The 13,066-nt window shown below is 48.6% G+C and carries 10 protein-coding genes; all 10 read left to right on the top strand.

The genetic code is table 11. The features are described 5' to 3' along the window. The first annotated feature begins 22 nt into the window (after nt 1-22). The 10 genes from MRBLPE1_RS12135 (at nt 23) to MRBLPE1_RS12180 (ending at nt 13,053) form a co-directional block, all read left to right on the top strand. The gene (locus MRBLPE1_RS12135) at nt 23-907 is read left to right on the top strand and encodes a carbohydrate ABC transporter permease (RefSeq protein ID WP_364145587.1); all 885 of its coding nucleotides are present in this window, start codon (nt 23-25) and stop codon (nt 905-907) included. 60 nt (nt 908-967) lie between these two features. Next, nucleotides 968-1,852: a carbohydrate ABC transporter permease gene (locus MRBLPE1_RS12140; RefSeq protein WP_364145588.1), complete on the top strand. Its 885-nt coding sequence runs from the start codon at nt 968-970 to the stop codon at nt 1,850-1,852. A 126-nt stretch (nt 1,853-1,978) separates the two neighbouring features. Further along, nucleotides 1,979-2,842 (top strand): ABC transporter permease, encoded by an 864-nt coding sequence (locus MRBLPE1_RS12145; protein WP_364147245.1) that lies wholly within the window; start codon nt 1,979-1,981, stop codon nt 2,840-2,842. Between the two features lie 43 nt (nt 2,843-2,885). Continuing rightward, complete coding sequence (locus MRBLPE1_RS12150; RefSeq protein WP_364145590.1) at nt 2,886-3,788, top strand: carbohydrate ABC transporter permease; 903 nt, start codon at nt 2,886-2,888, stop codon at nt 3,786-3,788. Nucleotides 3,789-3,861: 73 nt separating this feature from the next. Continuing rightward, nucleotides 3,862-5,523, top strand: coding sequence for an extracellular solute-binding protein (locus tag MRBLPE1_RS12155; protein ID WP_364145592.1), 1,662 nt, complete (start codon nt 3,862-3,864; stop codon nt 5,521-5,523). A gap of 372 nt (nt 5,524-5,895) precedes the next feature. Then, nucleotides 5,896-7,647 (top strand): extracellular solute-binding protein, encoded by a 1,752-nt coding sequence (locus tag MRBLPE1_RS12160; RefSeq protein WP_364145593.1) that lies wholly within the window; start codon nt 5,896-5,898, stop codon nt 7,645-7,647. 115 nt (nt 7,648-7,762) lie between these two features. Continuing rightward, nucleotides 7,763-8,671 carry an ABC transporter permease gene (locus MRBLPE1_RS12165; RefSeq protein ID WP_364147247.1) on the top strand — a complete coding sequence of 303 codons (909 nt, stop codon included), beginning with the start codon at nt 7,763-7,765 and terminating at the stop codon, nt 8,669-8,671. Nucleotides 8,672-8,686: 15 nt separating this feature from the next. Further along, nucleotides 8,687-9,565 (top strand): carbohydrate ABC transporter permease, encoded by an 879-nt coding sequence (locus tag MRBLPE1_RS12170; RefSeq protein ID WP_364145595.1) that lies wholly within the window; start codon nt 8,687-8,689, stop codon nt 9,563-9,565. An 87-nt stretch (nt 9,566-9,652) separates the two neighbouring features. After that, nucleotides 9,653-11,425, top strand: a complete 1,773-nt coding sequence (locus tag MRBLPE1_RS12175; protein ID WP_364145599.1) for a sensor histidine kinase — start codon at nt 9,653-9,655, stop codon at nt 11,423-11,425. Next, nucleotides 11,425-13,053, top strand: coding sequence for a response regulator (locus MRBLPE1_RS12180; RefSeq protein ID WP_364145601.1), 1,629 nt, complete (start codon nt 11,425-11,427; stop codon nt 13,051-13,053). Before MRBLPE1_RS12175 ends, MRBLPE1_RS12180 begins: the two co-directional genes overlap by 1 nt. The last annotated feature ends 13 nt before the right edge of the window (nt 13,054-13,066 follow it).

The raw sequence follows: 13,066 nt of genomic DNA on the forward strand, positions 1-13,066 counted from the left end.
CAGATAGAGAGCGGGGAGAACCATGCACAAACTGATGAGCAATCGAATCACCATTTTTTGGCTAGTCGCACCGGGGTTTATGCTGTTTCTCTTCATGGTTTGTTTTCCGATTGTGATGAGCGCTTATTACGGTACGACGAATTGGACGGGAATCGGTGCATACGAGTTCGTTGGGCTCGAGAATTATAGGAACATTTTGTTCCATGACAGCGTTTTTTGGCGGTCTCTGTTAAATGCCCTGCTGCTGTTGGCAGCCACGCTTCTAATTCAACATCCGATTGCGCTGCTTTTCGCGATATTCGTGACACATGCAGGAAAGCTTGAGAAATGGTTCAGAGCCATCTTTTTTATACCGGCTGTGATTTCAATCGTCGTAACATCGAAAATGTGGGTAAGCGTATTTCATCCGAATTTCGGGATGTTAAATAAATTGCTCGAGGGTGCAGGCTTAAGCGCTTGGAAGCAGGATTGGCTAGGCGATTCGCATATTGCGATCTGGTGCATCATTGTCGTCGTCATGTGGCAGGGCTTTGGTTACGCGCTGCTCCTCTATTATGCTGGGCTGCAGGGCATACCGAAGGATTTGTATGAAGCGGCCGAGCTCGATGGGGCAGGCAGAGTGAAGCTCTATACGCGAGTCATTATTCCGCTCCTCTCGCCAATGGTACGGGTAGCGGTCGTCATAGCGGTTACCGCTTGCTTGAAGCAGATGGAGACCGTGTTTCTCATGACGAACGGCGGACCCGCCAATACGACGCAGTTTATAGGGAACTATCTTTACAAAACGGCGTTTTCTTCGTCGCTTTACGGCTATGGGAACGCGATATCCGTTGTGTTCGTAATCATCTGCCTCGTCATTACGATGGCGATGAACAAGGCGTTCAAAAAAGATGTCGGCGAGTTTTAAGCTGAAAAGACATCGCGAATGAGTCATTTCATGACATGAATTTCTTTAGGAGGCATGCCAGTGGAGGCCCTTGCAGCTAAGACCAATCGGGAGGCAAATAACGGCAAGAAGAAGGATGCCGCCTCGCCCGCTTTAAAGGTCATTCTTCACATCATCCTGTGGGGAGTGGCGCTGCTACAAATTTTCCCGCTTGTTTGGCTCATTAATTATTCCTTTCTGAAGAGCGGGGATTTCTTCGGGAGCGGGATTTTGAAATGGCCTAAATCATTTGAATGGAATAACTATGTGAATGCTTTCACATACGGAAGTGTTCCGCGCTTTCTTTTGAACAGCGTGTTTATAACGACCGTAACGATTTTGGCGGCTGCCTTTCTGGCGTTGATGCTGAGCTACGCTTTTACGAGGATGGAATGGAAGCTGCGCGGTCCTGCGATGGCCTTTATTATGCTGGGGATGATCGTGCCAATCCACGCAACCTTGCTCCCGAATTTTATTCTGTTCGACAAGCTGAATCTGATCGATAATCCGTTGTCGCTGATACTGCCGTACATTGCTTTTTCCTTGCCGATCAGCCTGCTCATTATATCGGGCTTTCTCGAGACGATCCCGAGGAGCATTGAAGAATCCGCGGTCATGGACGGCTGCTCCGTCTTTGGCGTGATATTTCGCATCATCATGCCGATTACCAAACCCGCGATTGCGACGGTATGCATTATGAACTTCATAAGCTGGTGGAATGAATTCATTATGGCGAATACGTTCCTGACCTCGGAAACCTTCAAAACGTTGCCGTTCTCCATCATGAAGTTTACGGGGCAATATTCATCCAATTATGGCGCGCAGTTTGCGGTAATGACGATGATCGCGCTGCCGACAGTCATCATTTATTTGCTCTTCACCGAGCAGATGTCACGCGGGATTACCGCGGGAGCAGTGAAAGGTTAGGCAAAGCCAGAAAAGGGAGGCGGAGGCAGCGTGCAAACACCGGTTACAGCGAAAACAGCGAAAACGATCGCGCGCAGAGAAAAACCGCTGTGGCGGCGGTTTTTGTCACAGTGGCAAGTACAGCTCATGATTTTTCCGGCTTTAGTCTTTATTTTGGTCTTTAACTACTTTCCGATGTACGGCGTGCTGATGGCATTCCAGGACTACAGCTTGTTTAAAGGTTTTTTTAGCAGCCCATGGGCGGGGTTCAAGCATTTTGAAATGTTTTTTAACTCGCTCGACTTTTACCGCGTCATCCGGAACACGATCGTCATCAGCCTGCTAAAGCTGGTCATTAACTTTCCAGCACCGATTCTGCTTGCGCTCATGCTGAATGAAGTAAGAAATATGGCTTTCAAAAAAATCATCCAAACGATCAGCTATTTGCCCCATTTCTTATCTTGGGTTATCGTATCGGGCTTTACGATCTCCATCTTGTCCGTCGATAACGGCAGCCTGAACATCTCGCTGCAGGCGCTCGGACTGATCGATAAGCCGATAAATTTCTTATCGCTTCCGGAGTATTTCTGGGGAATTATCGTGACCACGAATTTGTGGAAGGAAATCGGATTTGCGACCATCGTCTATTTGGCAGCCATTGCGGGCGTGAACCCGAGCTTATACGAAGCGGCGTCCATCGACGGGGCGAGCAAGTTTAAGCAGATTTTTTTGATAACGCTTCCTTCGATTACGCCGGTTATCGTCATTTTCCTCATTCTGAACATTGGCAGCCTCTTAAATGCCGGCTTTGATGATTTGCTGCTGCTCGGCAGGAGCGCGATGCTCCGCGATGTGGCAGAGGTGATCGACACTTACGCCTACCGGATCGGGATTATTAATAATCGCTTTTCTTATGCGGCTGCGGTCGGCTTGTTTAAAGCGATCATTAGCGTGGGCTTGCTGACGATGGCTAATTATTTAGCTAGAAGAGCAGGTACGAGCCTATGGTAGAGCCTATCAAGCTAGCGAATATGCAGAAAAGTGGTGAAGCCTAGTGAAGCTGAGCAGCGGCGATAAAGCATTGCACACGGTTATTTATATCCTGCTGGTGCTGCTGGGGCTGGCAACGTTATATCCGTTCTGGAACTCGGCAGTCATTTCCTTTAACGAAGGTTTGGATACGGCCAAAGGCGGGATCACGTTATGGCCGAGAGCCTTTACAATGGACAATTACAGTATTGTGTTCCAAAACGAGCGGATCGTCGACGCTTTTCTTATCTCTGTTTTTCGGACGATTGCAGGTACTGTAATATCGATTTTCTTCACCGCTATTTTCGCCTACGGCTTGTCCGTTAAGGGCGTTATCGGGAAGAAATTTTATATGATCTTCGCGATTATTACGATGTATTTCAGCGGCGGGCTCATTCCTTTTTATCTGCTGAACCGTGAGCTGGGCCTAATGGATACGTTCTGGGTCATGGTGATTCCGACCGCGGTCAGCGTATGGAACATGATTATTTTCCGCACCTTCTTTATGGGCTTGCCTGATGGGCTGGAGGAATCCGCGAAAATCGACGGGGCAAGCACGGTTGGCATCTTTTTCAAAATCGTGCTTCCTTTATCCGGCCCGGTACTCGCTACGCTGTCCTTGTTCACGGCGGTCTACCACTGGAATGATTGGTTCACTGCCACGATCTTTATTAACGACGCTAAGCTTTATCCGATTCAGACGTTCCTGCAGCAAATTATGAACTCCAACACGATGAGCGAGCAGCTGTCTATCGCTTCTCAGGGCAGCGGTGCCGCTTCGGATGCGCTCAGCCGGATGCAGAGCGTAACGAGCAAGTCGCTCACGATGGCGACGATGATGGTGGCGACGATTCCGATTGTATTGGTTTATCCGTTCGTTCAGCGTTTTTTCGTGAAAGGCGTCATGATCGGTTCCTTAAAGGAGTAATCTCGGTATTCGGCCTCACCGCCTAGGCGAGAGGGTTTGAGTATATATATTAAAAATTGGGAGGCGTACGACGATGAAAGGAAAAAAGCTGCTAACCGCGCTTATGACCGTTGGTCTTGCCGGCACTGTGCTGCTTGCCGGATGCTCGGGCAATAATGGCGGAAACTCTGTTAGTGAAGGCAATGCAGGGAACGCAGGCAATACCGGCTCTAATAAAACAGAGAAGAGCGATGGGTTTGTTTTGGGTGAAACACCGGTATCATTCTCCTATTATGTCCATTATGACTGGTGGACTACGGAGCCTTGGGGAGCTAATCCAAACAGCAAATGGGTGCAGGATAACCTGAAGGTCACCGTAGAGCCTATCCAATCCGGCGGCGCGGCTGCGCAAAAGCTGAGCACGATGATCGCTTCCAAAGAGCTTCCCGACGCGATCATGATGGACCGCGGACCAGAAGTAGAACGTTTGAGAGCAGCGGGAGCGCTGGTTCCCCTTGATGAATATATCGATAAATATCCGAACCTGAAGAAATGGGCGGGCGAAGAAACCTTGAACATGCTGCGCTCCAGCGACGGCAAAATCTATCAGTTCCCGAACTGGTATACGGCCGCTCCTACGGGTAACGGCGGTTGGTTCGTAAATAAGAAAATTTATGCCGAGCTCGGTTCGCCGAAGCTTGAAACAACGGATGATCTGTATGCTTACCTGCAGCAGGTTAAAGCGAAATACCCTGATGTCGTGCCTTTAGAGGTAGGCGGCAACGCTTCGGGCGTTGAGGTAATGTTCCCGAGCTTCCAAGAGGGCGCGGCTGGCGCATTCCATGCGATGAAGGCTTTTCCGAACGGCGACAAATTCGATACGATTTACAATAACGAAGCTTGGAAAGAAACGATGCTGTATGCTAGCAAGCTGTTTAGAGAAGGCCTTATGACGCAGGATGCCATGACGCAAAAGGATGATCAAGTAAAAGAAAAGCTGGCAACGGGCAGAGTCGCTGTATTCGTTGGCGGCAACGCGACGAATATGGGCCGTGAAGGCCATAATGCTTTGAAAGCGCAGGATCCAAATGCGGGCTACGAGTTTATTTGGCCGGTAGCGAAGTCGGGCTTGGATAAAAATAAAGTATATCCAAATGGTTATAACGCACTTGGCTGGAACGTTAACGTAATTACGACCAGCGCGAAAAATCCGGAAGCGATCTTCGCATATCTGGATTGGATGACGGGCGAAGAAGGCACGCGTGTAATGTTCTTTGGACCTCAAGGTTTGTATTGGGATGATTTCGACGCGGACGGCGCGCCGATTCCGAACGATAAATGGTTCAGCACTCCGCAGGAGGAGAAAGACAAGGATAAGCTGGAAGCCTACGTATGGGCAGGCAACGCTACATTTGTCGATACGAGCAAACAAAAGATCGAGCAAACCTTGCCGGAAGAACAGCGCAATTGGGGCTCTTTGGCACAGCTGAACATTGCTTGGAAAACATCGCAAAACATGACGCAGTACAACAACATCGATCCGGCTCCAGAGACGGATGAAGGCATTATCAATCAACAGGTAGGCGAGATCGCAAACGAATACTTCGGCAAGATCCTGTTTGCAAAAAGCGATGATGAGGTGCTTAAGCTCATTGAAGAAGCGAAGAAAACAACGACGGATCTTGGCTTCGACAAGGTGAACGAATTCCGTACGGCAAGATGGCAGGAAAACCTGGCCTTGATCAACGGTAAATAAGCTGGTTTCGAAAATAGAAGGACTGCTCCACGGCGGATGTATCCGTTGCTGGGCAGTACTTCTTTTTTGTGTTTGCCGGCCCCGGCGCCGACGGGATGCCTGTAAGCACAGGAGTGTGCTTACAGGCAGTAGATTGCAGTTAATTTAGGGGACCTAACCGAATAAGGTGTGGAAGAAGCGACTTTGAGGCATATTGATATGCGCAAAGGAGCTTCTTTTCTTTTTTCGAAATCGTTATGTCCTTGTCCTGCTAATCGTACGAATCCGTCTAAAAAAACTGTTATAATCTAAAAACTGTTGTATGGGAATGAGTTAGGGGCGAGTCTACAATAAGGGTGCAATAGCAAATCAGTCAAAGAGGGGGAAATAACATTGGCATCAAAAGCAAAAGCTGCAGTTGCAGCAAAAACATTGTTGGCATCGTTAGGGGTCATACTTGCGATTACAGGCTGTTCAGGAGCCGCGGGTGATTCGAACGGAAACCAGTCGCCGAATAACGATAAAGAGGCGAATGCTGAAAGCCCAGTGCTTACGAATCCGAAAGACTTCAAATTTGATCCGCCGATTAAGGTGACGACGGGCTATCGCTGGACGGCGCAAGGGGAAAACGAGTTTAAAGAGGGAGAAACGATCGAGGATAACTTCCATACCCGCTGGATGCGGGAGAGCATGGGCATCGATTTGAGCTTTGATTTCGTAACGCCGAATCTGGAGGATTACCAGACAAAGCTAAGGCTGATGATGGCCGGCAACCAAAAGCTGCCGGACGTGTTCACGTCAAAGGTTGAGATGGCGAGCGATCTAATCACTGCAGGCAAAGTGCAGCCGCTTAATGATTATATCGACAAATACCTGTCTGACAATGTGAAAGCGATTTACGAGAAGTACCCGGACGTTCTGTATCCAGTGACACGCGACGGCAAAATCTTCGGCCTTCCGAATCTGTATGCGATGGATGAAGGGACGGTCATGTGGGTACGCGAGGATTGGCTGCAAAAGCTGAAGCTCGAAGCTCCGAAAACGATCGACGAGTTCACGGAGGTTATTCGCGCCTTTACTGAGGAAGATCCTGACGGTAACGGCGTCAAGGACACTCTCGGCCTAGCCATTTCGTTAAAAGAAGGCCCATACAATTGGATGTCCAGCGGCGACGGACTCGTAGGTGCATTTGGTAATGCGATGCCTTCCAAGTACATCTGGGAGTATTGGAATCCGGATGAAAGCGGACAACTCATTTACAACGGCATTCAGCCGAGCGTCAAAAGCTTCCTTGCTCAAATGAGGGAGTGGCACGAGAAGGGCTACGTCGATCCGGAAGCGGGCATTAAGGACCCGGGTAAAGCGGGCGAAATGGCGTCAAGCGGTCAAGCAGGCATCATTTTCGGCCCTGCTTGGATGAATGGTTATCCGCTCAGCGGCGTACCTGGCTTTAAGGCTTATCCGCTGCCTGCTGGCGCGGACGGCCAGCAGGCGCGTGCGGAAAAAACGATGGTGCGCGATTATCTGCTTTTCAATAAAGACTTCAAAAACGTTGATGCGATTATTGGTTATATCAACAAAATCTATGCCGCAAGCTTCGGCGAATCTGATCCTTACTTCGATGAAGCGTTAAGAAGCGGTTGGATGGAAGGCTACGATTACGTCACTCACGAGGGCAAAGTGTACCGCAACAACTTCGGCGAGCATGACGTTCCGAAGGAGAAGTGGCCAAACGCAAGCGACGACACGATCACGTACGGCCTGAGTCTTCCGTTCTTGAACGGCACCGTGCCTTTTCAAAGCGATACCGCGTTCGAGAAGTTTCTAAATGATCCTGACGCAGAACCGTCCAATATAACAGAAATCAGCGTTTCGAAAGCAGATCCGCGCATGCTGGAAGCCGGACTTGTACGCATCTCGCAGAATGAGTCTACGGTTGTGAACTATTTTAGTGCTGCGCCGACCAAGACTATGATTTCGAAAGGCGAGCTGCTGAACAAGCTGACTAACGAAACGTATCTTAAAATCATTTACGGCAACGAACCAGTCGATTACTTTGATGAATTCGTTGAGCAATGGAAGAAAAACGGCGGCGATGAAATAACGAAGGAAGTCAATGAGTGGTATGCAAGCGTGAAGAAATAGTAAGTTTGGAAGAGGGATGTTCGCATCCCTCCTCCCCTCAAGCAATGGTTTGGCGGAAGGAGTAGGGAATATGAGTGAAACGGCAACATTAGCAGTTAAAGCATCCATTCATCCCATGAAAAAAAGCTTCAAATCTTATTGGAAAAAAACTTGGCCGCTGCATGTTTTGCTGCTTCCCGCGGTCGTCATCGCTTTGATTTACAACTATATCCCGATTATGGGACTCGTCATTGCGTTCCAGGATTACAAGCCATGGCTCGGCTTTACGAAATCGCCATGGGTTGGCTTTGATCATTTTAAATATTTGTTCGAATATCCGGACGGTATGCAAATCATCAAAAATACGCTGTTCATCGCATTCGCGAAAATCATTACGAATATGATTTTTCCAGTGTTGTTTGCTTTGTTCCTAAATGAAATTCGAGTGAACTGGTTTAAGCGGACCGCTCAAACCTTCGTATATTTGCCGCATTTCTTGTCTTGGGTCATCTTAGGCGGCATATTCGTCGACGTGCTTTCCATTCGCGGGGGCATCGTCAACCGCTTCTTAGCTTTGTTTGGCATTGATCCGATATCATTTTTGTCGGACGGCAATTGGTTCAGGGTGACGGTTATCGTCTCGGACGCATGGAAGGACTTCGGCTTCTCCGCGATTATTTTCCTTGCGGCGATTGCTGCGACGAACCCGGCGTTGTACGAGGCGGCAGAGATTGACGGCGCCAATCGTTGGCAGCAGGTTATTCACGTCACGCTGCCGGCCATTATACCGATCTTTATCGTTGTCGCAACGCTTTCTCTTGGACGGGTGCTCGATGCGGGCTTTGATCAAATTTTCAACCTGTACAATCCGCTTGTCTACAATAAAGGCGATATAATCGATACGTTCGTCTACCGTATCGGACTGCTTGGCAGCCAATACAGCTTCGCGACAGCGATCGGCTTCTTCAAATCGGTGATCGGCTTCATCATGATTATTATTAGCTACCGCCTCGCCTATAAGCTGGCCGGTTATCGCATTTTCTAGCAGGAGGGAAGGCAAATGAGGTATTACTCCAAGTCTTACAAAACGTTCCAAACACTCAATTATTTTTTGATCGCGGTGCTAAGCCTTGCCTGTATTTTGCCGCTAATTCATATTTTTTCGGTGTCGCTCAGTTCGAAGGATGCGGCAACAGCCAATATCGTCAACTTTTTCCCAGTGGATCTTACCTTTGCGGCCTATAAGGAGACGCTTGGCAACGACAACTTTTTGCGGGCGCTCAGCATCGGCTTTCAGCGGACGGTTATCGGAACATTGCTGTCGCTAGCGGTTACGATGATGGCTGCCTATTCCTTGTCGAAGGACAATTTTCGCTTTCGCGGCCGAAATGTTTATTCCTGGTATTTCATCGTCATCATGCTGTTCCACGGCGGCCTGATCCCGACTTATCTAGTCGTGTCCGGCACAGGACTAATGGACTCGATCTGGGCGCTAATTATTCCGTCCGCCGTCAACGTTTGGAATATGATTCTGATGCTCAACTTCTTCCGCAACCTGCCGCCAGAGCTGGAGGAAGCGGCTTTGATCGACGGAGCAGGCCATTTTCGGACTCTTTTCTCGATCTTCATACCGGTGTCGATGCCTTCGGTGGCGACGATTATCCTGTTCACAATGGTCATGCACTGGAATTCTTGGTTTGACGGCATTATTTATATGACGAAGATTCATGATTATCCGCTCGCTTCTTTTCTCCATACGATTGTAGTAAAGGAAAATTTTACGGAAGTCGGCGTTGATTTGGCTGCGCTTAACCAAATTTCAAACCGTACGGTCAAAGCGTCGCAAATCTTTATTGGATCGCTGCCGATCCTGCTCGTGTACCCGTTTTTACAGAAATATTTCGTGAAGGGTATCGTAATGGGCTCGGTGAAAGGATAAAAAGTCCGCAGAATCTGCTCCTTGTTCGTTTTCAAGGTAAACTATACTATAGGTATTGATCAACAAGTGAGCAGGGGGCCGCGGCAGATGCTTAAAAGGCTGAATACGTTTCAAAAAATAATCTTTATGCTTGCCATTTTATTGATTCCGGTCATCGTTATTTATACTTACTCCAACCGTGTTAACACGAAAATCATTCAGCAGGAGTTGATCCAGCTTACGCTGAACCAGCAACATTTTTTGGTCGAGCAACTCGATATGATCAGCGAGCAGTTAGGTCGATCCGCTTATATGACGCTTGCCGATCCGAACGCGCTCATGCTGCAAAGCCAATCGATTACTGCTCCGAGGTTCGAGAACTTCAGAATCATTGATGCGCTTGAGCATCATTTACGGCTGCAGAGCACGTCGTTTTATTGGCAATATGAGCTTGCGTTGTTTTCACCGATGACAAACGCGGTCATCGCAACCAACTCGAATCGAAAGTATGATCTTTCATATTTTCAAAATCATTTTTATACGGATTGGTCCTATCAGAAGCTGGACGCGCCGGGAGGCGGGAAAGCATACTATTTCATTCGGCATATGACAAAGCCGTTCACGTTGGATCAACGGCCAGAGGAGCTTGGCCTGATCTTGGAGGTTGCAATACCGGCTAGCAATATTGCGGGCCTGATGGAGCAGTTCTCTCTCGGCCGGACTGCCGAGCCTCTATTCTATCATCCGGATTACGGCATAATTGCTAGCAGCAAGACTGAGCCGGCAAGCGCCGAACTGTACAAGGAAGTTCTGAGGACAGCTAAGCTGGAGTCGAGCGGTCACGAGATTACGAAAGTAGACGGACATAATTACCTCATGAATTATACGGAGTCGAACTGGCATGGCTGGTATTTGGTCGATTTCGTTCCTCTGAAGACGATAGTCGCGCCGCTTAATCATAGCTTGCGCTGGTTTTACTTTATCATGGCGCTGCTCATGTTAATTGGGGTTGCGTTCGCGGTCGTTATTTACCGAAGCGTACAAATACCGATTGTCGAGCTGATCAAAGGGGTTCGCCGCTTGAAGCAGGGCAACTATTCGTTCCGGATCGCGATCAAGGGCGAGAGCGAATTCCATTACTTGTTTTCTGAGTTTAATCGGATGTCGGAGGAAACGCAGCAATTGATCGAAAAGGTATATGTCGGCAAGCTTAGGGTGAGGGATGCGACGCTGAAACAGCTGCAATCACAAATTAATCCGCATTTTTTATATAACAACTTTGCGTTTATCCAGGGCATGACACAAATGGGTAACAAGGAAGCTGTTATTGTGTTCACTCAGCATTTGAGCCAATACTACCGCTATACGACCAGAACCGAATCTTCCATGACGGCGATAGCAGAAGAGCTTCAGCTAGTGCAAAACTATTTAGAGATTCATAAAATGCAAATCGTTCGTCTCACCTATGAAATGACAGTGCCGGAGGATCTACTGAATCTGACAATTCCAAAGCTCATTATTCAGCCGGTGGTTGAAAATGCGATCGTTCACGGCATAGAAACGATGCTGGAGGATGGCTTCATACGTGTATCGGGCCAGCAATCAGATGGCTATATGGTCGTCACCGTCGAAGATAACGGCGCTGGACTGGCAGAGGACGAGCTGGAGAAGCTGCAACGAAAGATGTCTGTTCCGATAGAGGACGAGAACGGCTTTGGGTTGTGGAACATTCATCAGCGGCTTATGTTATACAACGGTGATGTAACAGGACTTAAATTCAAAGCGTCGCCGCTTGGCGGGCTGCAGGTGGAGCTGCGCTTCCGAATCGGATATGAAGAGGCCGGTACGCGCATGGACAAGGATATCATGGAGGGATTATGATGTTAACTTTGCTAATCGTAGACGATCATCCCTATCAGGCGAACAGCATTGAACATGTCGTGACAGAGGCGAAGCTGCCTTTTATCTCATCGATTTATAAGGCATATTCCGCTAAAAAGGCATTAGAATGCTTTAACGAACATAAAGTGGACATCGTTATCACCGATATCCGTATGCCGGAGATAAGCGGGATTGAGCTGATCGGCAAGCTTCGGCAAGCGTCGCGGAAGGTGAAATGCGTTCTGTTGTCAGGCTATGCGGAGTTCGAATATGCCCAGAAGGCGCTTGAGCTCCAGACGTCCAAATATTTAATGAAGCCGGTTGTCGAGGCCGATCTCATTGGCACGCTAGAAATGCTGCGCGATGAAATTGCCGAAGAACGTCAAAATATGCAGCAGCACGATAAGGCTGTTCATGTAATGCGGAAGAATATGCCGATCATGAAGAACAACCTGGTACTCGATCTCATTCTAGGCAGATCCGTTACAAGAAGAGAGCTTGAACAGCGTATGGAGTCCATGGAGCTGCCGTTCGTTTACGGGGATGAGGCGTTGTTCTTCGCCGTCCAACTGGAAGATGACCTGTCGGGTTATAACGAGAATGACAAGTCACTGATCTGTTATGCAGTTGGCAATATCGCTGAAGAGCTGTTTCGCGATTCGTTCTTTATGCTTCATGCGACTGTATCTAACCGGCAGCTCGTATTCGTACTGAAGCCGCAAGAGCGGAAGCGGGAGCATGCGCCCGATCGGCTGGAGCGGAGGGCGAAGGAGCTGCAGCGCAGTGTATATCGTTATTTGAAGCATATGATATCGGTTGCGATCGTGAGCAGTACGGTGCTGTTTCCAAGCGGACTGCAGGAGGCATATCAGAAGAGCATGCTGTTGTTCCGCAACCGCGAGGATAAGGTGGCTGGTTTATTCGCTACGATAACGGATCTGCCAATTCCTAAGCTAACGGGATCGATCCATTCGCTTTATAAGACTCCGACATTTGCAAGCTTCATGGAGACGGCCAGATGGGATGAGGCGAAGGCGAGGCTGTCGGAAATATTCCTCGAACTGGAGAGCAAGTGGAGCGATTCGACCGAGTATGCCCAAGAAGTGTTTTTTGTCATTGCAGGCACCTACCAATTCGTCTCGCACAAGCAAGGCAAACAGCTGATTGACGTGATCGGGCCGTTATATAAACAGATGCTTGAAAAGCATGAAAGCTGGGATCTGGGAACGTTCCGCGCATGGGCTTTCCAGTCGCTAGACAGTATAATCGCCGATCAAATGGCTTCGAATATGAACCGTTCGCAGTCGCTGTCCAGTCGAATCCAGCAATATGTTGAGCGCAATCTGGACCAAGATCTGTCTCTACAGATGATTTCGGAGGAGCTAAGATTTCATCCGGCGTATTTGTCGAATGCGTTCAAGGTCGAGACAGGCCAGACGTTAAGCGATTATTTGCTTAAGCAGCGCATGGAGCACGCAGCCGAACTGCTGAAGCAAACCGACGGGAAAATCTATGAAATCGCGGAGAAGGCAGGCTATCAGACGACGCATTATTTTATTAAGCAATTTAAAAAAATTTTCGGAGTTACCCCTCAGCAATACCGCAACAGGGATATCGGACGGAACTAGTCGATAGAACCTG

The organism is Paenibacillus sp. LPE1-1-1.1, from assembly GCF_040676435.1.
In the GTDB taxonomy this organism is placed as follows: Bacteria; Bacillota; Bacilli; order Paenibacillales; family Paenibacillaceae; genus Pristimantibacillus.

Bases quoted from the DNA above. Each gene is read 5' to 3' on its own strand.
- MRBLPE1_RS12170 (WP_364145595.1), top strand. From the start codon at position 8,687: ATGAGGTATTACTCCAAGTCTTACAAAACGTTCCAAACACTCAATTAT.
- MRBLPE1_RS12135 (WP_364145587.1), top strand. From the start codon at position 23: ATGCACAAACTGATGAGCAATCGAATCACCATTTTTTGGCTAGTCGCA.
- MRBLPE1_RS12155 (WP_364145592.1), top strand. From the start codon at position 3,862: ATGAAAGGAAAAAAGCTGCTAACCGCGCTTATGACCGTTGGTCTTGCC.
- MRBLPE1_RS12175 (WP_364145599.1), top strand. From the start codon at position 9,653: ATGCTTAAAAGGCTGAATACGTTTCAAAAAATAATCTTTATGCTTGCC.
- MRBLPE1_RS12180 (WP_364145601.1), top strand. From the start codon at position 11,425: ATGTTAACTTTGCTAATCGTAGACGATCATCCCTATCAGGCGAACAGC.
- MRBLPE1_RS12145 (WP_364147245.1), top strand. From the start codon at position 1,979: ATGATTTTTCCGGCTTTAGTCTTTATTTTGGTCTTTAACTACTTTCCG.
- MRBLPE1_RS12165 (WP_364147247.1), top strand. From the start codon at position 7,763: ATGAAAAAAAGCTTCAAATCTTATTGGAAAAAAACTTGGCCGCTGCAT.